Below are 25,576 nucleotides of genomic sequence, written 5' to 3'. Positions count from 1 at the left end.
TCAGGCCAGTTCGTTTCCCTCCAGGAGTTCGGTCACGAGAGCGGCGATGGAGCTGCGCTCTGACCTCGTGAGCGTGATGTGCGCGAAGAGGTCGTGACCCTTGAGCGCCTCGATCACCGACGCAACGCCGTCGTGCCGACCCACCCGCAGGTTGTCGCGCTGAGCAACATCGTGGGTCAGGATCACGCGCGAGTTCTGTCCGATCCGGGAGAGCACGGTCAGGAGAACGTTGCGCTCAAGTGACTGCGCCTCGTCGACGATCACATAGGCGTCGTGCAGCGACCGGCCACGGATGTGGGTGAGCGGCAGGACCTCGAGGAGGTCGCGTTCGATCACCTCGTCCAGCACGTTTTGCGACACCACCGAACCGAGGGTGTCGAAGACGGCCTGACCCCACGGGCTCATCTTGTCGCCCTGGTCGCCCGGCAGGTAGCCCAGCTCCTGACCACCGACCGCGTACAGCGGACGGAACACCATGATCTTCCGGTGCTGCTGACGCTCGAGCACAGCCTCAAGGCCCGCACAGAGGGCGAGAGCGGACTTCCCCGTCCCGGCTCGACCTCCGAGCGACACAATGCCGACCTCAGGATCGAGGAGCATGTCGATGGCGAGTCTCTGCTCCGCGCTCCTCCCGTGAAGACCGAAGACGTCCCTGTCGCCTCGAACGAGCTTGAATTCTCGCTTCCCGACGACCCTCCCGAGCGCTGAGCCGCGGTCGGAGTGAATGACGAGCCCGGTGTTGAGCGGAAGCCCCTCGACGGCGGCAGACTCGCCCACCTCTTTCTCGTACAGGTCGCTCATCGCCTCAGGTGAGATCCGGACGTCCGCCATCCCTGTCCAACCGGAGTCGACGGCCTGCTCCGCGAGGTACTCCTCGGCGCTGAGGCCGATGGAGGCGGCCTTCACCCGGAGCGGGAGATCCTTCGACACAACGGTGACCGCGAGCCCGTCATTGGCCAGGTTGAGCGCCACCGCGAGGATCCGCGAGTCGTTATCGCCGAGTTGCAGCCCGCTTGGCAGAACACCCTGGTTCGAGTGGTTGAGTTCCACCCGGAGCGATCCGCCCTCACCGACGGGAACCGGGAAATCGAGCCGCTCGTGTTCGATCCGCAGTTCGTCGAGGATCCGGAGGGCCTGCCTGGCGAAATACCCGATCTCGGGGTCGTGCCGCTTTCCCTCGAGTTCGGAGATCACGACGACGGGAATGACGACGGCGTGTTCGGCAAACCGGAAGAACGCCTTTGGATCAGACAACAAAACCGAGGTATCCAGGACATAGGTACGCTCGGTCTGTGAGGTGGAATCGTGTGGACGTGTGCTGGGGTCTTCTCTTTCCTGTCGCTGTGATGGTGCTGAGGTTCGTGTCGCGGTCATAGCCACTCCCAGCCGGACATCGAGTCCGGTTTTCTCAGACGAGCAGCCACACAACGGATTTCGAGTCGAACTTATGTGGCCGTCTCGATCAGGTGCGGTACCTGATAACTGAGACGTTACGACTGCCCGACTGCCCTGAACAACGCGACACGCAGAGCCTGGATTGCGGGCAGGTAAACAATTCCCCCAGTTCGGGATGCCCCGGGCTCAGTACGCGACAGCCGTTTGATACGAGACGAGCGAGTCGCGCAGCATTCCGAGGGTGTCATCGCTCGTCCCGGCGTGGATCGACAGCCTGATCCGGTTCTGGCGAGCCGTCGCCGTGACGCCGTGGTTGTGCAGGGAGGCGACGAGAAGACTCACCTGATCATCGGGAGGGTCGAGGACCACGATGCCCGCGCGTTCGTTCTCGGCACGCGACGACGCGATGGCGATCCCGAACTCGTCGGCGATCTCGATCACCTCGCTGACCCGCTGCGACACGGCATCCGAGATCGCGGAGACACCAACGGATGCCACCTGCTCGAGAGAAGCGGCGAACCTCGCCTGCGCGGCCGGATCCGGGTTGGTCACCGAGTAGGCGCCGGCGCCGGAGCTCGGCGGCGGCACCGAGTCCCACGGCAGGTCTTCGTCTGTGCCGGTGTATCCGCTCATCACGGGAACGAGGTGCTCGAGTGCGCTGTCGCTGAGCGCGAGGAAGCCGGTGCCCCACCCCGCCCTCGCCCATTTCTGCCCACCGGACACCACAACGTCGGCAACCTCGAACGGCGCGTCGACCACGGTGAAGCCCTGGATGGCATCAACCACGAGAAGGCGGTCACCGATCACCTGGCGGATGCCGTCGATATCCGCGAGGTAGCCGGTGCGCGGGTCGACGAGGCTCACCGCGACAGCTGTGATGCTCGGCGTCAGCTGTTCCTTGATTGCGTGCGGCGTCACCCGGCCACCGTCGGTCTCGAGCCACGTCGGGGTGAGGACGTGCATCGATTCGGCGGCGCGAACCGCGGCGAAAGTCACGCTGGGGAAGTCTGCCGGCGAGACAAGCACACCGCCGGTCATGCCGAACATCGTGTGCATGAGACCCATGCTGGTATTCGGCTGCGCAACGATGTGGGATGGCTCGAATCCGGTGAGCGAGGCGACGGCGTTGCGCATGCGTTCGTCCTGCGCGCCGAAGGCGTCGAGACCGCCGAACCGTGCGCGCGCGAGCGCGTCGATCGAGATCCGTTGTTCGGCCTGCACGGCGCGAGCGAGCGGTCCCACCCTCGCGTAGTCGAGGTAGCCAGGTTCCGAGTCGAAGCCGTCGAGAAAATCACTGAGGGGCGCCACGTGCGATCCTTACCCGCCGTACCGGCGTTGACGTCGGGAGTAGTCGCGAACCGCGCGAAGGAAGTCCACTTCCCGGAGGTCCGGTCCGAGGGCCTCGACGAAGTAGAACTCACTGTGTGCGCTCTGCCAGAGCATGAAATCGCTGAGCCGCTGCTCCCCCGACGTGCGGATCACGAGGTCGGGATCCGGCTGCCCACCGGTGTACAGGTGCTGGCCGATCAAATCGGGAGTCAACAGCTCGGCGAGGGTCTCCAGGTTGCCGCCCTTGCGGGAATGCGCCTCAACGATGCTTCGCATGGCATCCACGATCTCGGTGCGGCCCCCGTACCCGACGGCCAGGTTGATGTGCAGCCCGCCCTTCTTGGCGGTGCGGGCCTCGGCCGCGGTCAGGGTCGCAACGAGCGGCTCGGGAAGTCCATCGGTGGATCCGACGTGCTTGACCCGCCAGTCCCGGTAGTGCGAGAGTTCCTCGGCCAGGTCCGCGATGATCTCCACGAGGTCGTGCAGTTCGTCGGTCGACCGCGACGTGAGGTTATCGCTCGACAGCAGGTACAGGGTGACCATCTCGACCCCGAGGTCATCGCACCACTCGAGGAACTCGCGCATCTTCGCCGCGCCGGCCCTGTGCCCGTGCGCTGCGGTCTCGTAACCGAGCTGCCTGGCCCAGCGCCGGTTGCCGTCGATGATCATCGCCACGTGGTGCGGCAGCACCGCACCGTTCAAACCGCGGCGCAGTCGCTTCTGGTACAGGTTGTAAAGAAAGCCGGAACCAGGCTTCGTCCCACTCTTCGTCACACAGTTACGTTAGTGCACTTTGCGTCACGGGCCGATCTCACTGACTTGTATCCTGTGTTCTATGTCCGACAAAGAGGCCGCGCGCCCCGACGGTGTCTCCGACACGGCAGACGCGCTTCGGCACCCACACACAGCGTCAGATGCCGCGGTCAGCGCCGACGAGGCCCGTGGACCTGACCTGCCAAACATCCCGGTCATCGATGCCTCGGTACCGACGGAGGCAGAGGTCAAACCGACGTGGCGCGGCTGGATCCACGCAGCGACGACACCGATCACCGTCATCGCAGGCATCGTGCTCGTGACACTCGCGCACGGCACTCCGGCCAAACTGAGCACAGCTGTGTTTGCGTTGACGTCATTCCTGCTCTTCGGCGTCAGCGCCCTGTATCACCGGCTCAACTGGTCGCCCCGCGCCCGCATCCTGCTCAAGCGCATGGACCACGCGAACATCTTCCTGCTCATAGCCGGCAGCTACACACCGATTGCGACACTCGCGCTTCCGCCCGAGAAAGGCAACCTTCTCCTGCTCCTCGTGTGGTCGGGGGCGCTCGTCGGCATCGGGTTCCGGGTCTTCTGGATCCACGCGCCCCGCTGGCTGTACGTCATGCTCTACATCGCGCTGGGCTGGGCCGCGGTGATGTTCCTGGTCGACATCTTCGAGGCGAACCCGGTGACAATGACACTCATCATCGTCGGTGGACTCCTCTACACGGGCGGCGCGATCGTTTATGCCCTCAAGAAGCCGAACCCGGTACCCGGGCACTTCGGCTTCCACGAGATCTTCCACGTCTGCACGGTTCTCGCGTTCCTCTGCCACTGGACCGGCATCATGCTGCTCGCGGTAAACCCCGTCTACAACGCCGGCTGACGCCAGAAGGTCCGGCGCAGAGGGTCCGGCGCAGCGGGCCCGGGTCAGGACGCGGTGTCGTCCGTCATTCGCTCGAGCACGAAAACCGGGATCTCCCTGTCGGTCTTTTCCTGGTAGCCGGCGTAGTTCGGGAAGGCCTCAACGGCTCGTTCCCACCACACGCGCTTCTCCTCGCCGGTGACCTCGCGAGCCAGGTAGTCGTGCTTCTCCGGACCGTCCTGCAGTTCCACGTGTGGCTGGGCCAGAATGTTGAAGTACCAGACCGGATGCTTCGGCGCACCACCGAGGGAGGCGACGACCGCGTAGTCGCCGTCGTGCTCCACCCGCATGAGCGCCGTCTTCCGGAGCTTTCCCGAGCGCGCCCCGACGGTGGTCAGAATCACGACAGGTCGCCCGTGGAGCATCGTGCCCTCTGTTCCACCCGACTGCTCGTAGACCTCGGCCTGTTTGCGGGCGAATTCGGACGTCGACGGTGCATATTCTCCGGCGAGCGGCATGTTTTCTCCGTTGCGCTGCGTGGACGCTCGTGCGCCCCGCCACAGCTTAGCCACCGATTCTGGCAGTGCACTCCTCAACCGGTTGTGCCTAGCATGGTGCCGTGGATGAGATGTCGAACCACGAAGAAACCGACGTCCTCGTCGTCGGTGCCGGTCCGACCGGGCTGATGCTCGCCAACTGGTTGCAGAAGTCCGGTGTCGGTGTGGTCACTCTCGATGGCAAGGCGGGACCTACGCTCGAGTCACGGGCCCTCGGCGTACAGGCGCGAACCATGGAGATCTACGACCAGCTCGGCGTGGTGGAAGCGATCCTCGCCGATGCGTTCAGAGCGACACACATTGCCCCCGGGTTTGAGTCCCGGTCATACGCACCTGTCCCGCTCGCCCAACTGGGCACAGGCCTCACCCCATTCCCCGGCATCTTCGTGCTCGAGCAGTCGAAGACCGAGCGCGCGCTCGTCGAAAGCCTGGGGAGATTCGGCGGATCGGTGCGCTGGCTCACCGAACTCACCGCTCTCGCAGACCACCCGGCTGGTGGCTGCGTCGCCACGGTCGCTGGCCCCGCGGGGATCAGCCGGATCCGGGCGCGGTACGTCGTCGGGGCTGACGGCGGATCATCCGCCGTTCGCAGGCTCCGCGGCATCCCGTTCTACGGGGTGACGAACGAGCACATCTTCTACGTTGCAGACGCCCACGACGTCACGGGCCTCCGGAACCAGACCGTGAGCATTCGATTCGGCACCGACGCGTTCCTCCTCGCGTTTCCGATGGCATCCGGGGGCCACTACCGGCTCCTGGGAACCGTCCGGCTCGCGGACCGGACCGGCTCGAGCGACGTCACCGAAGTCGCTGCCCGCGCAAAAATGCGAGACGTCTTCAGCGTCGACTACGGAACATCGACATGGTTTGCGACGTACCGTGTGCACCACCGGGTGGCAGCCAGGTTCAGGGACGGAGCCGTGTTCCTGGCCGGCGACGCGGGGCACGTGCACTCCCCCGTCGGCGCGCAGGGCATGAACACCGGACTCCAGGACGCGCACAACCTCGCACTCAAGCTCGTCGATGTGCTGTCGGGCACAGCGGATGAACGTTACCTCGAGCGTTACGAGGCCGAGCGCCGCCCGGTGGCGAAGCACCTCACCGCGACCACCGATCGTGTTTTCGGCGCGGTGACGAGTGCGAGCGGCCCACTTGTGCTGCTGCGGAGGGTCGGCGCGCGACGTATCGTTCCCCTCATTGCCCGGGTGGTGCCGCGTCTGCCGGTGGCGTCGCGACTGTTCGGTTACGTTTCCCAGATCAGGATCCACTACTGGATGAGCGACAATGAGCGACGAGCGGCAAACGGTCGGCGGGATGCCGTCGTGGGCAGACGGCTGCCGTGGACGGGATCGAATTTCGGCGTGCTCAGGTCTGCCGACTGGCAGGTGCACAGCTACGGGCCGGCCGATGCCAGGGCCCTCGTGCGATTCGCCCGACTCCTGCCGCTCGAGCTGCACACCTTCTCGACCGTCGGCGCCACCGCGCTGAAACCCGGCCGCCTTTACCTGGTTCGTCCAGACGGGTTCGTGGCGGCGGATGCCGGGGTCAGAGACGTCGCTGGCGCGGCACAGCAGTTCCGGAGAAAACTACGCAGCTGGGGTGTCGACTCCGACGCACTGACCGCCCGTGCGGGACAGCGGTTGACCTAGCGGCGCGCGGTATCGCCCGTCGTGTCGTCGGGGTCCAAAGGGCCGTCCTGCTGGCGGGGTGCCGCCGGCTGTCCTGGCGCGGTCGGGCGCCCGGACTGCGCTGCGAGTTCTTCCTGCAGCCTTTCGTCGATCTCCGCCTTGTAGTTGACCCGGCGGACACGACGCTGCATGTCGAAGATGAGAGCCACGACCGCGCCGGCGATGAGGAACGTGACCACAAACCCCCACACGCCCGGGGTGACATCGTTCGCGTCGACCCCTGACGGCGACGGTGACGGCGTCGTGGCCAGGCGCCACGCGGCATCCGTCATTACGTTCAGAACGGCATTCATTCAGTGTCCTCGATTCCGGCGAACAGGTCGCTCTCGTTGTCGTCGGTCGGCACGGTGCTTCGGGCCAGCTCAAAGTCTTCAAACGGCCAGGAACGCCTCTGCAGGTCATTCGACCAGAAGAAGAAACTCGAATCCGGTGCCACCTGGCTCGCGTGGGCCCGGAGCGCCGCATCGCGCACCTCGAAGAAATCACCGGCGGGAACGTGCGTCGTCGCGCGGTCGGGCCTGTCTTTCCGCCACGACAGCATCTCCTCGAGTTGCGCGGCGAGTGGCGACTCGGGGTCCTCAGACAGCAGAGTGTCTGCGTTGGCCTTCAACCGCTGGTAGTTGAATACCTGGTCGTAATAGAGCTTCGATACCTGCCAGGGCTCACCGGCGTCGGGGTATGCCTCGCCGTCAGACGCAGCCTCGAAAGCCGCGACGGCGATCTGGTGGCTGCGAATGTGATCCGGATGCGGGTAACCGCCATTTTCGTCGTAGGTCACCATGACGTGCGGCTTGAACCGTCGAACGATCCTCACGAGGGCCTCGGCCGAGATCTCCAGCGGCACCGAAGCGAAGGAGTTCACCGGCAGGCTTCCGTCGTCGTTGGGCATTCCCGAGTCGACGTAGCCGAGCCAGCGATGCTCGACATCGAGAATTCGTGCGGCCTCGGCCATCTCCCGCCGGCGGAGTCCCGCGATGTCGCGCTCGGCGTGTGGGCGATCCGGGAGAGCGTCGTTGAGGATGTCGCCACGCTCGCCCCCTGTGCAGCTGACGACGAGAACGTCGACACCTCGAGAGCGGTAGTACGCGGTCGTCGCGGCACCCTTGCTGGACTCGTCGTCCGGGTGGGCATGGACCGACAGGAGCCGGAGAGTCACTGTGTCGCCTGCTTCTTGTAGTTGGTGGGGTAATGGCAAGGTCCGTGCCCGGTCGTTTGTCACGCGGGAGACGATATCCTTGTACCTACAGACTAAACGGTTGCGCAGAAGAGGATTGATGGTTTCGGACAGTTCACGAGAGCCCGACGTCCTCGCGGAACGATACGGCCGATCACCCGGTAACCACCAGCGCGAGAAGAGACTTGGCATCGCTGTCGCTGCGGCATTTGCCGTCGTCCTCGTCGCCTGGGTCACGTGGGCAAGCCTCGACGCGGCGGGTTCCTCAATGGAGACCAGGGATGTTGCACACTCGGTGGTCTCCGACACCTCGGTCGAGGTGACGTTCCAGCTGACAGTCGAGCCCGAATCGACGACGTACTGCGCCGTTCAGGCCCTCAATGAACGCTTCGCCGTCGTCGGCTGGAAGATTATCGAAGTGCCGCCGTCCGAGATGCGGACCAGGACCCTCACCGAGGGGTTGAGAACCACGGAGCTGGCGAATACGGGTTTGATTTATCGCTGCTGGCTGGCCTAAGCTCTCCTGATACCCGCAACGCGGGTGAATGATTCGCCCTGACTCACACGTCAGGGCGTCCGTTTTTAGTGAGGAGTTTCCCATGGCTGCAGAGACGACGCAGGTCACCTTCCTGACACAGGAAGCTTACGATCGACTCGCCGCTGAACTCGCAGAGCTGTCGTCGGTCGGACGCGAAGAGATCGCCAAGAAGATCGAATCGGCTCGCGAAGAAGGCGACCTCAAGGAAAACGGCGGCTACCACGCCGCGAAAGATGAGCAGGGCAAGCAGGAGGCCCGAATCCGTACCCTGACCCAGCTGCTGCGCGACGCCACGGTGTCCGAAGCGCCGACGAGCCACGGTGTCGTCGAATCAGGAACCGTCATCACGGCGACCGTCGCCGGCGGCGAAGAGGTCTTCCTGCTCGGCAACCGCGAGATCGCCGCGGACTCCGATGTCGATGTCTACAGTGAGCAGAGCCCGCTCGGCAGCGCGATCCTCGGCATGAAGATCGGTGAATCGACCACGTACGCCGCACCGAATGGTAAGGAAATCTCAGTCACAATCCTCAAGGTCGAGACCTACACCGGCTGAATCCAGCCGTCAGCGACATCACAACGCGCCCGTCCGATTCGTCGGCCGGGCGCGTTGTTCGTTTTTAGTCCTCGACGATGTGCGGGTCGTATCCCGCGGCGCGGAGCGTCTCCACGACGAGGTCGCGATGCTCGGGCCCCCTGGTCTCGACACTGAGTTCGAGTTCAACCTCGCCGATCTTCAGGCCGTGGCCGTGGCGTGTGTGGAGGACCTCGATGACGTTCGCATTGGCCTGTGCCACGAGCTCGGAGGTGCGCGCCAGCTGGCCAGGACGGTCGGGCAGCGGGATCCGAAGCGTCAGGTAGCGATCGGATGCCGCGAGGCCGTGGCTGATGACGCTCTGCATCAGCAGCGGGTCGATGTTGCCGCCGGAGAGCACGACGACAGTTGGTCCCTCCGGTGCCACCTTTCCGGCGAGGATGGCCGCGACACCCGCTGCACCAGCGGGCTCGACAACGAGCTTGGCCCGTTCGAGAAGCACGAGCAGGGCCTTGGCCATGTCGTCTTCGCTGACCGTCACGATCTCGTCGACGAGTTCGCGGATGAGGTCGAAGTTGAGGATGCCGGGTCGGCCGACGGCGATGCCGTCTGCGATGGTCGGCATGATTGCCACGTCGACGGGGTAGCCGGCCTCGAGCGAAGCGGGATAGGCAGAGGCGTTCGCTGCCTGCACTCCGATCACGCGGACCGTCCTGCCCTCGGCCGCAGCGCGCTGCTTGACCGCAGCGGCGACGCCGGAGATGAGGCCACCTCCGCCGATTGGAACGATCACCGTCTGCACGTCGGGGGTTTCGTCGTAGATTTCGAGGCCGAGCGTGCCCTGCCCGGTGATGACGTCGATGTGGTCGTACGGCGGGATGAAGACCGCGCCGGTTTCGACGGCGTATTCGGCCGCAGCGAGCAGCGGTTCAGCGACGGTGTGGCCCCGGAGGACGACCTCGGCCCCGTAGCTTTTGGTCGCCTGCAGCTTGGGCAGTGGAACCCCAACGGGCATGAAGATCGTCGCGGCGATCCCGAGTTCCCGCGCGGCGAAGGCGACGCCCTGCGCGTGGTTGCCCGCGGAAGCCGCGACCACTCCCCTGGCCTTCTCCTCATCGGAGAGCTGCGCCATCCGGTTATACGCTCCGCGGATCTTGTATGACCCGGTCCTCTGGAGGTTCTCGCATTTGAGATAGACCGGAGCCCCGAGCAACTCAGCGAGGTATCGGGAACTCTCCATCGGTGTCTGGTCGGCGACCCGGCTGACGAGCTGCCTGGCCGCCTCCAGCTGTTCGAGTGTTGGACCAGCGAGGGAGGTTTCAGGCATCCGGGTCGACCTTGTCTGTGTCTGTCGTGTTGTGCGGCGAAGGGGCTGGAGAGAGTGGGACGCGGCCGGCGCGCGGTTTGCGTATCCGGCGGGCGGCAGGGACGGTCTGCCAGAGCACATCACTGAAGACCAGTGGCGTGCCAGGGGTGATTCGCCACGCGCCCGAGGAGATGTATCGCGTCATCACGTTGATCATGGCGGCAAGCGGAACCGCGAAAAGGGCGCCGGGGATGCCGGCAAGGAAGCTGCCGGCGGCGACGACGAGGACAACGCCGAGTGGGTGGACCTTGACAGCGGCGCCCATGAGGAGCGGCTGGAGCACGTGCCCCTCGAGCTGTTGCACGAGCAGGACCACGCCGATCATGATGAGCGCGATCACCCAGCCGTTGTAGACGAGCGCGATGAACGCGGCAATCGTCCCGGTGATCACGGCACCGACGATCGGGACGAACGAGCCGAGGAAGACAAGCACGGCGATGGGAATGGCGAGGGGCACGCCGAGGATCGCTGCGCCGAGACCGATTCCGAAAGCGTCAATCGATGCGACGAGGATCTGCGTCCGTGCGTAGTTCGTGAGGGTGGACCAGCCCGCCCGGCCTGCGCCGTCGATCGCCGGTCTCGCCTTCTTCGGCCCGAGCCGTACGATCCACCGCCAGATACCGTCGCCGTCGATGAGCACGAAAAGCAGGCAGAACAGGGCGAGGAACAACCCAGCGACGCCGTGGCCGAGCGTCGTACCGATCGAAAGCGCCCCACTCCACAGGGCGCTGCCGTCCTCTTGCACGCTTCGCGTGACATCCGAGATCAGGTCGTTGAGCTGGGTCTCGGTGATGCCGAACGGAGACTGAAGGAGCGCGGTCCGCAGGTCGTTGAACGACTCGACAGAGCGGGTCCGTACCTCGCTGAAATCTCGCGTGATCTGCCAGATGGCCAGCCAGAGCAACCCGCCGACAACGGCTATCGCCCCGAGGATAGCCGTCGCGATCGCGAGGCCGCGTGGCCACCGATGGCGAACGAGGAAGGTGATGAGCGGGCTGAGCAGGGCCGCGACGATGACCGCGATGAAAAGTGGAATGACGATGAGCCGCAGCTGGATGACGACGAGGACAACCACAGCGATGGCCGCAGCGATCACGAGGAAGCGCCACGCCCATGCGGCCGCTATCCGGACCGGGCGAGGGACGTCGTTATTGTCGGTGTTGTCTGTATCGAGCGCGTCCGTCAGGACCAGCGACGTTTGGTCCTGCGGGGCAGTTGCCTGCCCGCCGGCGGGACTAACGGCAGAGTCCGCAACGCGCTCGGCCACCGGCTCGGCGACGCTCTCCGCGGGCGCTCGGGATACCCGTGAGAACACTCGCCCCCACCACGATTCCTCCGTCGACCTGGCCACCGGATCAGTCTATGCCGCTCGGCTTTCCGTGTGGAGAATGCGACAGCTGTCTGCGCTAACCGCTAACCTCGTGCCGATGACTGACTCGCTCTCACCCTCTCTTGCCCGCCGGATCGCTCTCGCCGCACAGGGGTTCGGGCGTCCGCGGCCCGCTACCGTCGGCACGCGCCAGCTGAACGCCGTGATCGAGCGCGCGGAGGTTCTCCAGATCGACTCCGTCAACGTCTTCGAACGCAGCCACTACCTTCCGGTGTTCGCGCGGCTCGGTGCGTACGACAAACAGGCCCTCGATCGGCTCACTTTTCGGCCGGGGCGCTACATCGAGTACTGGGGTCACGAGGCGACAGTGATGCCCGTGGATTCCTGGCCCCTGTTCCGCTGGCGGATGGACGCTTTTCGAGAGCGGAGCATGGCAGATCCCGACAGCTGGGCGAATGCCAACGGGCCGTTCCTCGAGTGGCTCCGCTGCGAGTTGGCGGACAAGGGGCCGCTCGCGGCGAGTGAGATCGAGCACGACGCGAACCGGCGAACCGGTCCGTGGTGGGGCTGGTCTGACGTGAAAATCGGGCTCGAAACACTGTTCCGCTGGGGCGAGATAGTGTCGGCCGGCCGATCCGGATTCGAGCGGCGGTACGCGCTCGCCTCACAAATCCTGCCCCAGAGCATCCTCAACCGTGACGTCAGTCGCGGCGACGCTATCCGTGAGCTCGTGAGGAAGGGGGCCACCGCCCATGGCGTCGGAACCCTGGACGATATCGCCGACTATTTCCGGCTGCCTCTCGCCGATGCGAAGACAGCGGTCGCCGAACTCGAGGATGCGGGCGATCTGGTCCCCGTCACGGTCCCGGGCTGGATGCGCGGCGCCCGGCCGCGACCGGCCTGGCTCGCGAGTGCGGCACGCCGCCCGCGGTCGATCTCAGCGGATGCCCTGCTCTCTCCCTTCGACCCGGTGGTCTGGGCACGGCCGCGGGCCGAGCGACTGTTCGGGTTCCATTACCGGATCGAGATCTACACCCCCAGGCACAAGCGCGTCCACGGCTATTACGTGCTTCCTGTCCTCCTCGACGACACCATCGCCGCCCGGGTCGATCTCAAGAACGACCGCCAGTCGAAGACGCTTCGCGTTCAAGCGGCCTGGCTCGAACCCGGCGCACCGCCAGACACCGCTGACCGCCTGGCCGCGCTGATCACCGAAACTGCCCGCTGGCAGGGTGCCGAGCAGGTCACCGTCACGGGGCGTGGCACCCTATCTGGGGGTCTCGCCAGCGCACTGCGCGTACCTGTCGGGCCAGATGGGGACAACTCCCCATAATTTGGCGTGTTTTCGCGGCTGAAGCGGCCACGGGGCCATCCGCACTGGTGTTAGGTTTGCTTCGATCACACTCCGACGAAAGGCAGCACTTTCCCAATGGTCATGGATGACAAGACACCAGATTCTCACGGGGGCGACAGCTCGGTGCCGAACGGGAATACCCCTAATGCGCCACAGCAGCCAACGGATGGCACGGGAGCCAACCCCTCGGACCAGGCGTACTCGCAGGGCCAGAACTACGCACAGAACGCGTACGGCCAGGCTCCGGGTCAGCCGGCATCGACACCAGCGGGGGCTACACCGCCATACGGCCAGGGAGACCCGAACGCGTCCGCACCGCAGCAACCCTATGGACAGGGCGCTGGCCAGGGCGGGTTCCCCCAGCCCGGTGCGTACGGCGGACAGGGTGGAGGATCCTTCCCCCAGAGCAGCCCTCGCCCACCGGCTGACCCCAAGAAGAAGAAGAAGATCATCCTCTTCAGCGCCATCGCCGGCGCACTGGTTCTTCTGCTCGTCATCGCGATCGTTGTGATCAACATGGTGAACAAGAGCCAGTACGGCCCAGAGGCGACCGTCAAGAGCTACCTGACGGCGATCAGCCAGGGCAAGGCATCGACCGCAAACAAGCTCGTCGACCCCGGTGTCAAGAAGGACGCAGCAGCCCTTCTCTCCGACGACATCCTCAAGGAGTCGAAGGCGCTGATGAAGAACCCGAAGATTGTGGACGTCAGCACCCGGGGCGACTCTGCGGACGTCGAGGTCAGCTACAGCGTCGACGGCACCGCCTATGACGGAATCGTGCAGCTCAGCAAGGACGGCAAGCAGGGTCTCTTCTTCGACAAGTGGACCATCGACAAGCCACTGCTGGCCTCCGTCTTCGTCTACACCAACGAGGGCGAGATGGTGTCGGTCAACGGCACCGACGTCAGCTTCGGTAAGAACTACGAACTTCTCGCCTACCCGGCCGCATACGAGATCGGGGCTCCGGAGAGCAGCTTCTTCGAGGCCGAGGCGCAGACCTTCGTCGCTGCCACAGGTTCGAAGGCGTCCTACGACTCGATCGACCTCGAGCTCACGCCGACGGAAGAACTGACCGCCGCGGTCCAGGAGCAGGTCAACGCCTACCTCGACACCTGCGCGACACAGACCGTTCCGAACCCGGAGAACTGCGGCCTTCGCAGCCTGTACTACTTCGACTTCAGCGGTGAGCCGACCTTCTCATACAAGGTCGACAAGTACCCGGTGGTCACGGTCGATGAGTCCGGCGCGTACTTCACCGCCAAGCAGGGCAAGGTCACCGGAACAGCAAACGGCGAACTGTCCTACCCGGGCGGCCAGGGCACCTACGTTTACCCGTGGGACGACTGGGCGATCAACGGCAGCATCGTCATCGACGGAGACGACGTCAAAATCGAGGATGTCTACTAACCGATAGCACCAAAAGAAAGACGGGGCGAGCCGAAAGGCTCGTCCCGTCTTTTTCTGTGAGCGGCGTTAGAAACCGCCGCCGATTTCGCGAAGTCGGGCGACCCGGTCCGCAATCGGCGGGTGCGTCGAGAACAGGCGCTCGACCCTGCTCGGCTTTGCCGGGTCTGCGATCCACAGGTGTGCCATCGACGTGTTCTGGCGCCTCATCGGCCTGCCGTACGCCTCGAGCTTCTGCAACGCGCTCGCGAGGGCATCCGGGTGCCGCGTCGTCAGCGCCGCTGTCGCGTCGGCGAGGTACTCGCGCTGGCGGGAAACAGCCAGTTGGACGAGGCTCGCGAGCAACGGCGCGATGATCATGGCGACGAGCCCGAAGATCAGCACGATCGGGTTACCGCCCGAGTTGTTGTTGCGGTTGCCCCCGCCAAACCACGCGAGGCGAAGGAACATGTCGGCGATAAAACCAACGGCAACGACGAGACCGAAGACGATCATCGAGACCCTGATGTCATAGTTGCGCACGTGTCCCAGCTCGTGGGCCATGACTCCCTCAAGCTCGGAATCAGTGAGAATCTCGAGCAGCCCCGTCGTGGCGGCTACCGACGCATGTTCCGGGTCGCGACCGGTGGCGAAGGCGTTCGGCGCGGGGTCATCGATGAGATAGACCTTCGGCATCGGCGAACCGGTCGTGATCGCGAGGTTCTCCACGATCCGGTAGAGCCGCGGGTTGTCCCGCTTCTCGATCTCGCGCCCACCGCTCATGGCGATGGTCTGGCTCGCGGCGAAGAAGTACTGGAAGACGGCATACAGCGTCGCACCGACGAGGGTCAGTACCGTGATGCTCGGGCTGTTGTAGACATACCCGGCCAGGGCTCCGAGTCCGCCGATGATCAGCAGAAAGAACAGGATGATGAGCACTGTGTTCACCTTGTTCTTACGGATCGCCCTGTACATTCAGTGTCCTTTCAACGGATACGACAAAGTCAGTGGATACAACAAAGGCTCGAGCGCGCAGCTTCCGCCGCGCCCGAGCCCCTGTGAGGATAAAGTCTTGCTTCGCTAGAACTGCACGCGAGGCGGCTCGGCGATCGCTGCGTTGTCAGTGACCTCGAAGAACTCGCGTTCGCTGAATCCGAGGTTCTTTGCGATGAGGTTGTTCGGGAAGACCTTGATCTTCGTGTTGAGTTCGCGAACGCCACCGTTGTAGAACCGGCGAGAGGCCTGGATCTTGTCTTCGGTGTCGACCAGCTCGCCCTGAAGCTGCAGGTAGTTCTGGCTCGCCTGCAACTGCGGGTAGGCCTCGGCCACGGCAAAGATCGACTTGAGGGCCTGCTGCATGTGGTTCTCAGCGGCGGATGCATCGTGCGGACCCTGCGCAGACAGCGTTTCGGCCCTCGCGCGCGTCACATTCTCGAAGACGGCCTTCTCGTGAGCCGCGTATCCCTTGACCGACTCGATGAGGTTGGGGATAAGGTCGGCACGGCGCTTGAGCTGAACCGTGATGTCGCTCCACGCCTCGTCAACGCGTACGTTCAGAGACACCAGTGAGTTGTAGGTGACCCAGAAGTAAATGCCGACGATAACCGCCAGCGCGACGATGATGAGTACAGGAATGAGCCATTCCATGCGTGTGCTCCTAAAGGTTTGCTAGCGGTTCGAACTCGACTGGTCTCTCTATTCTACCGGTGACCGTCCGTCCCGGTCCCGACGATCCGCCCTCTTTCAGGGCAAATCCTCGGCGGGGACGTTCAGGCACCGAGCACCCTCTCCAGATACTGGTTGCTGAACAGCCGGCGCGGGTCCAGCCGATCGCGCGCTGCCAGGAAGTCACCAAAGTGCGGGTAACTCTCAGCGAGATCGGCGGCATTCTGGCTGTGGATCTTTCCCCAGTGCGGCCGTCCGCCGTAGCCACGGAGGATCGACTCGACCGCGGAAAAATAGGCCGTCGAGCGCTCGCGGTAGTACTTGTGCACGGCGATGTAGCCGGTCGCGCGGCCGTACGCGGTCGACAGCCACAGTTCGTCGGCCGCGGCGAATCGCACCTCGAGGGGGAAGCTGATCCGCCATCCCTTGCGTTCGATGAGCGCCTCGATATCGCGGACCGCTGCGGGGACGAGCTCAGCGGGGATTCCGTATTCCAGTTCGCGAAACTTGACGGTCCGCCTGGTCGTGAAGACCCGGTGGGACACATCGGTGAACGTCCGGTTTCCCGTGAGCTTGTCCGCCAGGAGATTCACGCGAGGGATGATGGCAGGCACGACGACAGCAGTCGCACAGGTCACGCGGTAGACGCCGTTGGCCAGCACCGTTTCATCCACGAATCGGGACACGCGGCCGAGCGGTTTCGCCTGCGTCCCGGATGGCATGCGGGTGTTGGTCTTGGTCAGCGCCGTCCGGGTGTGTGGAAACCAGTAGAACTCGAAGTGGTCGGCGGCCGCGGCCCTGTCGAGCACGGTGTCAAGCACGTCGTCGAGCGGCTCCGGTCGCTCGACAGCGTGCAGCACGAAGCGAGGCACGCACTGGACCGTAATCTCGGCGAGGATGCCGAGTGCCCCGAGGCCGAGTGCAACGCCGGGAAGCAGGTCGGCGTGAGAGTCGCGGTTGATCTCGAGCAGGTCACCGGATGCCGTAACCATCACCACCCCCCGCACCTGGCCGGCGATGCCGCCGAACCGCGCACCTGTGCCGTGCGTGCCGGTGGAGATTGCACCGCTGATGCTCTGCGCAGCAATGTCACCGAGGTTCTCCATCGCCAGTCCGTACGGCGCGAGCAGCCGAGGGATGTCGTGCAGTCGCGTACCGGCCAGGAAGGTGACAAGCCCGTCGCCCGTCGGCTCTCCGCTCAACCCGCTCAGGTCCTCGAGTTCGAGCTGGATGCCGGGGGCTACGGCTATTCCCGTGAAGGAATGCCCGGCCCCGACCGCCTTGATGGGAATCCCGCTGCCCGCTGCGGCGCGGACGGCGCGCTGCAGGGCCGCCGTCGTCCTCGGCCGCTCCACTCGTAGCGGCACGACCTTCTCGGTCCGCGCCCAGTTGTGCCACATGGCTCCGGTTGCCGTCACAGAAAGGCCTTCCCCTCGCCCCGATAGGTGGGCAGCGTGTCGATGATCCGACCGCCGTCGACGACGGAGAAGGAATTGAGGTGCTCACTCAGCTCGCCGGATTTAGTGTGCCGGAACCAGACCCGGTCGCCGGGGTGCAGCGCTGCCGCTCGGCGCCCGACCAACGGCGTCTGGACCTCACCCGCCATCTCCCGCGGGAGCATACTGAGCCCTTCGGGCCAGACAGGTCGCGGGAGGCGATCGCGCCCTGGCGGGCCGGAGGCCGCCCATCCCCCTCCGAGCAGGGTCACCGTGTCTTCCCTCGGTTTCCGCACGACCGACAACGCAAAGCTCGCGGCCGGCGCTGGGTTGAAGTTTCTGTAGTCGTCGAAGAGATGGCCACCGAACAGTCCGGACCCCGCCGCGATCTCCGTCACCGAATCGTCGGCACTCGTCGATTCCAGCGAGCCGGTCCCTCCCCCGTTGACGAACTCGAGGTCGGCAACGCGGCGGACCGCCGCCACGGCGTCGGCACGACGCTCGGTGAGCTCACCGATCGACCGCTGTTTCAGCCACCGCATTCCCGCAGAGCGCGCATTCCGCGATGGTACGTCGTCGACAAGTCCGGCTATCTGCGCTTCGTACGCCATCATCCCGACGAGCTCGAATCCCGGTCGGCGAACGATGACCCGCGCGAAACGCTCAGCGTCGGCGGCGGTGCAGATCGGCGATCGCAGAACCCCGATGGTGCCGAGCGGACCCGCCGTCCGCCACGCGACATCGAACTCGATGCACACCCGGATGCGAGCGCGCGCGTTCGGGGGAATGCAGGCATCGATGAAGTCCAGTTGCTCGACGGAGTCCACCATGAGCGTAATTCGGGCAGCGAGCTTCTCATCGGACGCGAGCCGGCCGAGGGCCTGTCTATCCATGGTCGGATACCCGACAACGACATCATCTATGTCATCCGCGAGCCAGATCGCCTCTGGAAGGGTAAAAGCGAGCACACCGCGATACCCGTCAGTCGCCAGCAGTGAATCAATGACCGAACGGACGCGAACGGATTTGGTGGCCACCCTGATCGGCTTTCCGCCTGCCCGGCGGACCATGTCGTGGGCGTTGAACCGAAGCGCGCCAAGGTGGAGCACACCCGACGGAGTCTCGATCGATCTCGTCGCGGCGTCGATTTCCGGCCAGAACAGTTCGGGGGTGAGCCAGGGGGCGGGCGAGCTCTCTGCGCGCCCGTTGGCAGAGAGTGTTATGGCCATCTGAATCCTCCCCGTCATACCCAGTATGCCGACCCCGGCGAATCGGATGCCGCACAATCTGAGAAAGGCCCTCCAACTGGGTGTGGCGCTGTTGACTTGTTGGGTCAATCGGCTTCAAATGGGAGGAAGGTGGGGATCTTTTCAGCAACACAGCAACCGGGGGGCTCGTCGGCGTTGTCGACAGGGCAGCTTCCGCGATCCCTCGGGTCGGGACGCGCGCGACTCGTTGCGACGATCGTCGCCTCGCTCACCCTTTCGCTCTTCGCTGCCCTTGGCCCGGCGCCCGCGTTCGCGGAGCCGGCGCCGCCCGCCCCCTCCCCGCCGCCCGTTGCAGCCCCGGTCACACTCATCTCTCCGGTTGACGGTCAGTTCATCGACTCCGTCCCGTTTACGGTGTCTGGCACCAAGGCCGCCGGATCGACGATCCAGCTGCACGCCGGCGACAGCGGCAACCCCGTCTGCATCGTTCGCGCCGACGATTCGACGACTTTCTCGTGCACCGTGGCCTCGATCCCGCAAGGCCCGGCGGTGAGGCTGACGGCGGTCCAGCTCCAGGCCGGATTCGAACCGTCGACATCGAGCACGCCGATTCGGGTACTCCTGCCTCCGACTATCAACTCCCGCAGCTCGGAGCTCTCGAGTGGATTGCTCGAGGGGTCGGGCTACCCGGGAGCGACGGTGACGCTGCGCACTTCGGACGGACGATCCTGGACAGCCCCAGTGTCGAGTGGCGGAAGCTGGGCATACATGCTTCCGGCGGAGATCCCCAGCGGCGTGCTGCGGCTGAGCGCTACCCAGTCCACCCAGTTCAGCGGCCCCGGCGGGTCTGCGGCGAGCGAGCCGGTGCGAGTCACGCTCGATCGTGATCCACCCCCCGCTCCCGTAATAACCACGCCGGCGGCGGGTGCAACTCTTCCCGCCGGCCCGGCCGCGTACGCGGGTACCGGCGAAACCGGGGCGACAGTCACGGTGTTCGCGGTGACGGCATCCGGAGCCGATATCGTGCTCTGCGCCGACGTGCTCGTGTCTGCCGGACAGTGGAGTTGCACTGGCGCGGCGATGCCTGCGGGGAACGCGACAATCACGGCATACCAACGCGATGCCGCATCGAACACGGGCGTCGGGTCGCCTCCGCTGAAAGTCTCATTCGGGCAGGCGGCGTCGACGCCATCGACTTCGCGTCCGCCGGCAACCGCGCCCGCGCAGAGCCCGGCGCCCGCACCGGTCGTGCCCGTCCCATCCGCTGCGCCGACTGAATCCGGCGCAGTTCCTGCCCAGCCGCCAGCGCCCGAAGGACTGTGGGCAGACAAGACACCATTCACAACAGCGGTGAAGAGCGCGATCGGACCGGGAACCGACCTCACGTGGCTCCGCGCCGTTCTCCTCGCCATCCTGGCCATCGGCCTCCTGCTGGTTCCCGCGCGCATGCTCGCGACGACGCTGACGAAGGGGCGGCCGCGCGCGAACGGCGCGGCCCGAGCTCCGCTCACCGGACGAAACCGCACGCCAACCCACGACGATCCCGATCCCCTCCTGGGATCGCCGGGCGCCAGAGTCAGAACCATCGTTGCCCTCAGCGTTGCCGGCGCAATCGTGCTCTTTGCCCGCCCCGTAGACGGGCAGCCGGTCTACCTTCGTGTGTTCGTTGCATCCGTGGTGGCACTGGTCATCGTCAACGCTGCTGCCACCTGGGTCCCCATCCGATTTGCCGCCTGGCGCCGGCTCGGCAGTCCCTCCCAGCGACTGTCGCTGCTCGCGTTTCCGGTCGTCGCCGCTCTCGCTCTGGTTTCCAGGGTGGCCGAACTCCAGCCAGCGTTCCTGTTCGGCCTGTTGTTCGTCGTTGGGCTGCAGAACGGAAGCCGCCGGGACCGCGGACAGCTGGGCCTTGCCCGGATCGGTGCGGTTTTCGCGATCGGTCTCGTGGCCTGGCTGGCAACCACACTGATCGGAACACCCGTTGGTTTCGCGGGCTCGTTCGCAGCTGAACTGGTCAACATCGTTGCGATGACAGCCCTCGGTTCGGCGGCGATCATGATGGTTCCGCTTGGCGATTTGAGTGGCCGGGCCGTCCTCAACTGGTCGCGGCCAGCCTGGTTCACGAGTGCCCTCGTCGTGTTCACCGTGCTTTTCGCGTTCCTCAGTCCGACGCTCGATGCATGGCAGGAGCAGGTCGCGGCAATCGCTGTCCTCGTCGTTCTCCTCACCTTCGGGGCCGTCGGAATCTCGCTCTGGCTGTGGCGACGGGTCGTCACACCGAATCTCTCCGCCGGCTGACCCTCTCGCGCGCCCGAACGCCCTCTGGCGATCGGCGTCGGCGGGTACCGGCAGAATGAGATCATGTTCATCGTGCTCGGCGGGTCCCCCACCGGCCGGGTGACCCTCACCGAACTCGATTCGTCGGGTACAACGGTGAGCGCAGTGGCGTTATCCCGCGACGAGTTCATTCCCGAAGTTGCGCGGCGAGAAAAGAGCCGGCCCCGCTGGGTGTGGGAGGATACCGCGCTCTGGTATCCGGTGCTGCTGAACGCGGGGATCACCGTTGAGCGCTGCCACGACCTCCGGTTGTGTCACGGCATCCTCCGCCGTGCCGAGGCGGCGCGCGATACCGGCCTCGCCCGGGCAGCACTCAATGCGTGGGACGACTCACCGGCCGAACAGGTCACCGTCGGAACAACGCTCTTTGACGACATGACCGACCTCGCCGACGCGTCAGACGAGCCCGGGGATTCGAGGGGTCGCGACGCTGTGGCGGAGTACGCGCTCCAGCGTGGGACCCTCGATGTCATAGCCGAGACCGAGCCGGCAGCGGCGGCCAGGCTGCAGCTCCTCCTCGCCGCAGAATCGAGCGGCGCACTGATTGCAGAGGAGATGAGGGCACGGGGGTTGCCGTGGCGTGCCGATGTCCACGACCGGGCGCTGACGGAACTTCTCGGGCCCCGGCCTCTGTTTGGTGGGCGCCCTGAGAAGCTCGAGGCTCTCTCCGACACCATCCGTGCGCTCCTGGAATCCCCCGGGCTCAACCCCGACTCGCAGCAGGACCTCCTGCGCGCCCTCAAACGTGCGGGCCTTTCGGTCACGAGCACGAGTAAATGGGAACTTCGCTCGCAGAAGCATCCGGTCGTCGAACCCCTGCTCGAATACAAGAAGCTCTCACGGTTGAACTCCGCCAACGGATGGGCGTGGATGGACACCTGGGTGCGGAATGGACGGTTCCACCCCGAGTACGTGGTCGGCGGTGTCGTTACTGGCCGCTGGGCGACCCGGGGCGGCGGTGCACTGCAGCTGCCGGCACAGGTCCGCGGCGCGGTGATGGCCGACGAGGGGTGGACCCTCGTGGTTGCGGATGCCGCGCAACTGGAACCGCGAATCATCGCCGCGATGTCGCGCGACGAGAAGATGGCTGCGGCTGGCCGCCAAGGGGACCTCTACCAGGGACTCGTCGACGCCGGGGTCGTCGACACGAGGGCGAATGCGAAGCTCGCGATGCTCGGTGCGCTCTACGGCGCGACCACGGGCGAGAGCGCGCGGTTGATGCCGAAGCTCATGCGGGCATATCCGCTGGCGATCGGACTGGTGGAACAGGCCGCCCGGTCAGGCGAACGCGGCGACCAGGTGAGCACGTGGCTCGGCCGCAGCTCCCCACACCCCGGTGCCGACTGGCAGGCGGCACAGCGCGCAGCGACCGGGTCCGAGTCCGGCGCGGCCGACGAGCGGCGCGCCCGACAGCTGGCGAGAGACTGGGGCAGGTTCACCCGCAACTTCGTCGCCCAGGGCACGGCCGCGGAGTGGGCGCTTTGCTGGATGGCAGGGCTACGCATCCGTCTTCGGGCACTCGCCGACGAACGGGGCGACCCTCACCTCGCGTTCTTCCTCCACGACGAAGTGATCGTGCACAGCCCGGCACACCTGGCTGACGCGGTTGCGGATGCCGTTACCTCGGCCGCGGACGACGCCGGCCGTCTCCTCTTCGGCAGCTTTCCGGTGAACTTCGCGATGACCGTCGTTGCGGTCTCGAGCTACGACCAGGCGAAATAGCCGTCGTTCACGACTTCCTGAACAGGATCTCCACCGGCGCGAGCACACCAGCCTGCACGGCGGTAAGCAAGTTTCCCACCCGCCTCCCGGCATCCGGTCCGAGCACGAGCGGGAGCCCGAGCCGGGGCGGCCCCGGTGCGTCCACGCCCTGGGCTGCGGCCCTCTGCATCTTCGTCAGGAACTCGATGCCGAGTTCACGCCGGTCCCGGCTGGCCCCCACGCTGAACCCGGCGGCGACCCCCAAGTCGCCGTACGACACCGGTGTCGCGAGGAACGAGATGGCGGCATCCGACGCCCAGGGCTGCGGATAGGTGACATCGCCCTCGCTCGTGCGCATCACATCGAAGACAGCGAACACGCCCCCGCGCTTCAGCACACGGAACGCCTCAGCGAAGAGCCGGGCTTTGTCCTCGATGTTCATCCCAACGTGAAGGAGGGTGGCGCGGTCGAAGACCTCCGCCCCGAATGGAAGGGCGAGCGCGCTTGCCGTCATGAAGGTCACTGCGTCGCCGAGCCCGCAGCGCTCGGTCAACGAGATCGCCGTTCGGATGAATTCGTCGGTGACATCTACCCCGACCACCTCCGCCCCGAACTGCGAGGCGAAGAGCCGGGCTGGCCCGCCGATGCCGCACCCGACATCGAGCACGCTCATACCTCGGGCGATACCAGCCGCCTCCGCAAGCTCGTGCGCCGCTACGGCGCCCCCGACGTGCAGCTCGTCGACCGGAAACAGGTCACCGGGCTCCAAGTGGTCGGGGTCGAAGCCGGCTTCACGGAGCGCCTCGAGGATCACATCCTCGAGCTGACCCGAACTGTAGTGCCCCGCTACCGCCGCTTCGATGTCCACGGTCCCTCCTCGCGGTCTGGTGCGCGTGAGTCTACGCCGGGCAACACCAGCATGCACGGGTCCCAAATACCAGTTTCTGGAGAGGCCAGGGTCGGTTAGCCCAGGGAGCCAGGCTGCGGTTCCTGAGCGCTCTGCTCGAGGGCCCGGATGAGGGATTGGGCGTCGTACGGGCCGGTGTGGCGACGACCGTTGACGAAGAAGGTGGGGACGGCGGTGATGTCCATCGCCTCGGCGTCGAGCATGTCGTCACGAACCCGGGCAGCGACCGCCGGGGACCGCAGGTCCCTTTCGAACCGTTCGACGTCCAGGCCGAGCTCCTGGGCACGCCGGATGATGTGTGACGGAAGCTGGTGCTCCTGGTCGCTGAACAGGCTCCGCTCAAACTCGAAGAATTTCCCCTGCAGGCCGGCCGCCTCCGCCGCCTCCGCCGCAGCCAGGGCGTTCGGGTGGTAACGGGTCAAGGGAGCGTGACGCCATACGTAGCGAAAGCGGCCTTCAAGTTCGCGATGCACCTCTTCAACTGAGCCCGTGGCCTTAAGGCAGAACCCGCACTGGAAGTCGCCGTACTCGACCAGCGTGAAGGGTGCATCTGCGGGACCGAAAATGTGGTCACGCCTGGGGTCGACCGGGCGCACCAGCGTGCGACCGATCTCTTCCGACGGGTGGAGACGATCAGAGATCCGGAAAATTAAGGCGCCGAGAATAAAAGCGATAACGGATGCCGTAAGCACGCCGACACGAGCTTCGTTTTGCACGGCCTCGTCGTCGATCGCGAGGGCGACGATGAAGAGAGAGATGGTAAAACCGATCCCGCTGAGGGCACCGCCTCCCGCCAGGCGGTCGAGGGTCAGTCCTGGGCCGAACTCGCCGACCCGAAGAAGACGCATGAGGGCGGTCGAACCGAAGACGCCGACCATTTTCCCCACGACAAGCCCGATGATGATGCCCCACGTCACCTGCGACATGGCAGCTGCAGCAAGGATCTCCGGGTTCAGCTGCACACCGGCATTTGCCAGGGCGAAGAGTGGAAGGACGACGTACGCGATGTACGGCGCGGTGCTCGACTGAAGTCTCTCGTTGATCGAGATCGACTCGCGCAGGCTGTTGGCGGCGGCCCTCGCGTACTCGGAGCTGGGTGACTGCCGGAAAGTGCGTGCGAGATCAAGCGCGTGCTCCACCTCGCGGCGGTCCGGCCGGTACACCGGCACCAGGAGCGCGATCGCGACCCCGGCGAGAGTGGGATGCACGCCAGAGGCCAGGAACGCCAACCACACGGCGATGGCGAGTGAACCATAGACGAGGCCGCGGGCGCTCTGCAGGTATCTGGTGAAGTAGACCGCCGTGAGACCGACCGCGGCGATCAGGAGCGGCACCGGGTTGAAATTATCCGTGTAGACGAGGGCGATGATGCTGAGCGCTCCAATGTCGTCGACGACGGCCAGCGCCAGCAGGAAAACCCTCAATCGTCCCGGTGCCTTCGGACCGATCAGCGCGAGCGCACCGACGAGGAAAGCGGTGTCTGTGGAGATCACGATTCCCCAGGCCTGCTCGTACCCCGATCCCGCGCTCACCAGCACGAACAGGAGCGCCGGCAGCGTCAAACCGGCGAGCGCCGCCACCACGGGCACAACGGCACGCGACCACGTCGTCAATTCGCCAATCGTAAATTCCCGCCGCACCTCGAGGCCGACCGAGAAAAAGAAAATCGCCATCAGGGCGTCGTTGACAAGCGCGTGAAGCGTGAAGTCCAGCTGAAGATCCCCGACGCTCAGCGTGAGGTGCGTGTCCCAGAATCCGTCGTAAGACCCGTGTGAGAGGTTGGCCCACGCGAGAGCGGCGACCGTCGCGCCGAGGAGCAGGAACGCGCCGACCCTGACTTGCCCCATGGAGCGGATGCGTTCCGCTATCGAAGGTCGCCGCCCGTCAAGTTTGCTTTGTTCGGGATCCGGAGACTGTTCGATGATTGTCAGGTTCGACATAGCCATATCCCTTCCGACAAGACGGGCTGGGTGCGACTTTGGTGACGATGTGCCCAGTTATAGACCCGACTGAACGGGCGCGCAACTGGCGCGCAACTGCGACCCGTGTTGTGGCGAC

At 65.4% G+C, this 25,576-nt stretch carries 22 protein-coding genes; 8 read left to right on the top strand and 14 right to left on the bottom strand.

The genetic code is table 11. From position 1 onward, the window contains the following. The 3 genes from phoH2 to AC1C2M_RS01860 all read right to left on the bottom strand — a co-directional run bounded on the left by phoH2 (window position 1) and on the right by AC1C2M_RS01860 (window position 3,498). Complete coding sequence (gene phoH2 / locus AC1C2M_RS01870) at window positions 1-1,374, bottom strand: RNA 5'-3' helicase PhoH2 (protein ID WP_495435051.1); 1,374 nt, start codon at window positions 1,372-1,374, stop codon at window positions 1-3. A 207-nt stretch (window positions 1,375-1,581) separates the two neighbouring features. Further along, on the bottom strand, window positions 1,582-2,703 hold the full coding sequence (locus AC1C2M_RS01865) for an aminotransferase class V-fold PLP-dependent enzyme (RefSeq protein WP_495434418.1): 1,122 nt from the start codon (window positions 2,701-2,703) through the stop codon (window positions 1,582-1,584). Between the two features lie 9 nt (window positions 2,704-2,712). Continuing rightward, window positions 2,713-3,498, bottom strand: a complete 786-nt coding sequence (locus AC1C2M_RS01860) for an isoprenyl transferase (protein ID WP_483404642.1) — start codon at window positions 3,496-3,498, stop codon at window positions 2,713-2,715. A 61-nt stretch (window positions 3,499-3,559) separates the two neighbouring features. Between AC1C2M_RS01860 and trhA the strand changes: the two genes are divergently transcribed. Next, window positions 3,560-4,366, top strand: a complete 807-nt coding sequence (gene trhA / locus AC1C2M_RS01855; protein ID WP_495435050.1) for a PAQR family membrane homeostasis protein TrhA — start codon at window positions 3,560-3,562, stop codon at window positions 4,364-4,366. Window positions 4,367-4,410: 44 nt separating this feature from the next. On the opposite strand, the gene AC1C2M_RS01850 is transcribed toward trhA, so the two are convergent. Then, a complete protein-coding gene (locus AC1C2M_RS01850) occupies window positions 4,411-4,863 on the bottom strand; it encodes a nitroreductase family deazaflavin-dependent oxidoreductase (RefSeq protein WP_495435049.1) in 453 nt (150 codons plus the stop codon). 110 nt (window positions 4,864-4,973) lie between these two features. Here AC1C2M_RS01850 and AC1C2M_RS01845 point away from each other — a divergent pair, with 110 nt between their 5' ends. Continuing rightward, window positions 4,974-6,551: an FAD-dependent monooxygenase gene (locus tag AC1C2M_RS01845; RefSeq protein ID WP_495435678.1), complete on the top strand. Its 1,578-nt coding sequence runs from the start codon at window positions 4,974-4,976 to the stop codon at window positions 6,549-6,551. Here the strand turns inward: AC1C2M_RS01845 and AC1C2M_RS01840 are convergent. Both AC1C2M_RS01840 and mca read right to left on the bottom strand, forming a co-directional pair. Then, entirely contained in the window at window positions 6,548-6,883 is a 336-nt protein-coding gene (locus tag AC1C2M_RS01840) for a hypothetical protein (RefSeq protein ID WP_495435048.1), read from the bottom strand. The two genes, AC1C2M_RS01845 and AC1C2M_RS01840, sit on opposite strands and share 4 nt — an antisense overlap. Continuing rightward, window positions 6,880-7,746, bottom strand: a complete 867-nt coding sequence (mca, locus tag AC1C2M_RS01835) for a mycothiol conjugate amidase Mca (RefSeq protein ID WP_483404646.1) — start codon at window positions 7,744-7,746, stop codon at window positions 6,880-6,882. The genes AC1C2M_RS01840 and mca overlap by 4 nt, the downstream gene beginning before the upstream one ends. 118 nt (window positions 7,747-7,864) lie before the next feature. Here mca and AC1C2M_RS01830 point away from each other — a divergent pair, with 118 nt between their 5' ends. Together AC1C2M_RS01830 and greA are read left to right on the top strand one after the other, a co-directional pair. Further along, window positions 7,865-8,281, top strand: a complete 417-nt coding sequence (locus AC1C2M_RS01830; RefSeq protein WP_495435047.1) for a DUF4307 domain-containing protein — start codon at window positions 7,865-7,867, stop codon at window positions 8,279-8,281. 82 nt (window positions 8,282-8,363) lie between these two features. Further along, complete coding sequence (gene greA, locus AC1C2M_RS01825) at window positions 8,364-8,855, top strand: transcription elongation factor GreA (RefSeq protein ID WP_108391536.1); 492 nt, start codon at window positions 8,364-8,366, stop codon at window positions 8,853-8,855. 64 nt (window positions 8,856-8,919) lie between these two features. Here the strand turns inward: greA and ilvA are convergent, their stop codons facing one another. Both ilvA and AC1C2M_RS01815 read right to left on the bottom strand, forming a co-directional pair. After that, entirely contained in the window at window positions 8,920-10,161 is a 1,242-nt protein-coding gene (gene ilvA, locus AC1C2M_RS01820) for a threonine ammonia-lyase (RefSeq protein ID WP_495434416.1), read from the bottom strand. Next, window positions 10,154-11,551, bottom strand: a complete 1,398-nt coding sequence (locus AC1C2M_RS01815; protein WP_495435046.1) for an AI-2E family transporter — start codon at window positions 11,549-11,551, stop codon at window positions 10,154-10,156. Before AC1C2M_RS01815 ends, ilvA begins: the two co-directional genes overlap by 8 nt. A gap of 76 nt (window positions 11,552-11,627) precedes the next feature. Between AC1C2M_RS01815 and AC1C2M_RS01810 the strand changes: the two genes are divergently transcribed. Together AC1C2M_RS01810 and AC1C2M_RS01805 are read left to right on the top strand one after the other, a co-directional pair. Next, window positions 11,628-12,863 (top strand): winged helix-turn-helix domain-containing protein, encoded by a 1,236-nt coding sequence (locus AC1C2M_RS01810; RefSeq protein ID WP_483404650.1) that lies wholly within the window; start codon window positions 11,628-11,630, stop codon window positions 12,861-12,863. A gap of 102 nt (window positions 12,864-12,965) precedes the next feature. Continuing rightward, window positions 12,966-14,291: a hypothetical protein gene (locus tag AC1C2M_RS01805; protein ID WP_495435045.1), complete on the top strand. Its 1,326-nt coding sequence runs from the start codon at window positions 12,966-12,968 to the stop codon at window positions 14,289-14,291. Between the two features lie 66 nt (window positions 14,292-14,357). Here the strand turns inward: AC1C2M_RS01805 and AC1C2M_RS01800 are convergent, their stop codons facing one another. The 4 genes from AC1C2M_RS01800 to AC1C2M_RS01785 form a co-directional block, all read right to left on the bottom strand. Further along, window positions 14,358-15,242 carry a M48 family metallopeptidase gene (locus tag AC1C2M_RS01800; protein WP_483404652.1) on the bottom strand — a complete coding sequence of 295 codons (885 nt, stop codon included), beginning with the start codon at window positions 15,240-15,242 and terminating at the stop codon, window positions 14,358-14,360. 105 nt (window positions 15,243-15,347) lie between these two features. Then, entirely contained in the window at window positions 15,348-15,914 is a 567-nt protein-coding gene (locus AC1C2M_RS01795; RefSeq protein ID WP_108391541.1) for a LemA family protein, read from the bottom strand. A gap of 122 nt (window positions 15,915-16,036) precedes the next feature. Continuing rightward, a complete protein-coding gene (locus AC1C2M_RS01790; RefSeq protein ID WP_495435044.1) occupies window positions 16,037-17,350 on the bottom strand; it encodes a D-arabinono-1,4-lactone oxidase in 1,314 nt (437 codons plus the stop codon). After that, the gene (locus tag AC1C2M_RS01785) at window positions 17,347-18,597 is read right to left on the bottom strand and encodes an amino acid deaminase/aldolase (protein WP_495435043.1); all 1,251 of its coding nucleotides are present in this window, start codon (window positions 18,595-18,597) and stop codon (window positions 17,347-17,349) included. Before AC1C2M_RS01785 ends, AC1C2M_RS01790 begins: the two co-directional genes overlap by 4 nt. A 129-nt stretch (window positions 18,598-18,726) precedes the next feature. On the opposite strand from AC1C2M_RS01785, the gene AC1C2M_RS01780 reads away from it, so the two are divergent. Together AC1C2M_RS01780 and AC1C2M_RS01775 are read left to right on the top strand one after the other, a co-directional pair. Next, complete coding sequence (locus AC1C2M_RS01780) at window positions 18,727-20,871, top strand: hypothetical protein (RefSeq protein ID WP_495435042.1); 2,145 nt, start codon at window positions 18,727-18,729, stop codon at window positions 20,869-20,871. Between the two features lie 63 nt (window positions 20,872-20,934). Beyond that, a complete protein-coding gene (locus AC1C2M_RS01775) occupies window positions 20,935-22,632 on the top strand; it encodes a bifunctional 3'-5' exonuclease/DNA polymerase (protein WP_495435041.1) in 1,698 nt (565 codons plus the stop codon). A 7-nt stretch (window positions 22,633-22,639) separates the two neighbouring features. Here AC1C2M_RS01775 and AC1C2M_RS01770 read toward each other — a convergent pair whose 3' ends face one another. Beyond that, a complete protein-coding gene (locus AC1C2M_RS01770) occupies window positions 22,640-23,479 on the bottom strand; it encodes a class I SAM-dependent methyltransferase (protein ID WP_495435040.1) in 840 nt (279 codons plus the stop codon). 95 nt (window positions 23,480-23,574) lie between these two features. After that, a complete protein-coding gene (gene nhaA, locus AC1C2M_RS01765; protein ID WP_495435039.1) occupies window positions 23,575-25,458 on the bottom strand; it encodes a Na+/H+ antiporter NhaA in 1,884 nt (627 codons plus the stop codon). Window positions 25,459-25,576: the final 118 nt, after the last annotated feature.

The sequence above is a fragment of the Mycetocola sp. Y444 genome (genome assembly GCF_059445295.1).
This window is presented reverse-complemented; position numbering and strand designations above follow the sequence as displayed.

Coding starts and splice junctions, on each gene's coding strand:
- trhA (WP_495435050.1), top strand. CDS start 3,560: ATGTCCGACAAAGAGGCCGCGCGCCCCGACGGTGTCTCCGACACGGCA.
- phoH2 (WP_495435051.1), bottom strand. CDS start 1,374: ATGACCGCGACACGAACCTCAGCACCATCACAGCGACAGGAAAGAGAA.
- greA (WP_108391536.1), top strand. CDS start 8,364: ATGGCTGCAGAGACGACGCAGGTCACCTTCCTGACACAGGAAGCTTAC.
- AC1C2M_RS01840 (WP_495435048.1), bottom strand. CDS start 6,883: ATGAATGCCGTTCTGAACGTAATGACGGATGCCGCGTGGCGCCTGGCC.
- AC1C2M_RS01795 (WP_108391541.1), bottom strand. CDS start 15,914: ATGGAATGGCTCATTCCTGTACTCATCATCGTCGCGCTGGCGGTTATC.
- AC1C2M_RS01810 (WP_483404650.1), top strand. CDS start 11,628: ATGACTGACTCGCTCTCACCCTCTCTTGCCCGCCGGATCGCTCTCGCC.
- AC1C2M_RS01785 (WP_495435043.1), bottom strand. CDS start 18,597: ATGGCCATAACACTCTCTGCCAACGGGCGCGCAGAGAGCTCGCCCGCC.
- AC1C2M_RS01805 (WP_495435045.1), top strand. CDS start 12,966: ATGGATGACAAGACACCAGATTCTCACGGGGGCGACAGCTCGGTGCCG.
- AC1C2M_RS01850 (WP_495435049.1), bottom strand. CDS start 4,863: ATGCCGCTCGCCGGAGAATATGCACCGTCGACGTCCGAATTCGCCCGC.
- AC1C2M_RS01775 (WP_495435041.1), top strand. CDS start 20,935: ATGTTCATCGTGCTCGGCGGGTCCCCCACCGGCCGGGTGACCCTCACC.
- AC1C2M_RS01830 (WP_495435047.1), top strand. CDS start 7,865: ATGGTTTCGGACAGTTCACGAGAGCCCGACGTCCTCGCGGAACGATAC.
- AC1C2M_RS01845 (WP_495435678.1), top strand. CDS start 4,974: ATGTCGAACCACGAAGAAACCGACGTCCTCGTCGTCGGTGCCGGTCCG.
- nhaA (WP_495435039.1), bottom strand. CDS start 25,458: ATGTCGAACCTGACAATCATCGAACAGTCTCCGGATCCCGAACAAAGC.
- ilvA (WP_495434416.1), bottom strand. CDS start 10,161: ATGCCTGAAACCTCCCTCGCTGGTCCAACACTCGAACAGCTGGAGGCG.
- AC1C2M_RS01800 (WP_483404652.1), bottom strand. CDS start 15,242: ATGTACAGGGCGATCCGTAAGAACAAGGTGAACACAGTGCTCATCATC.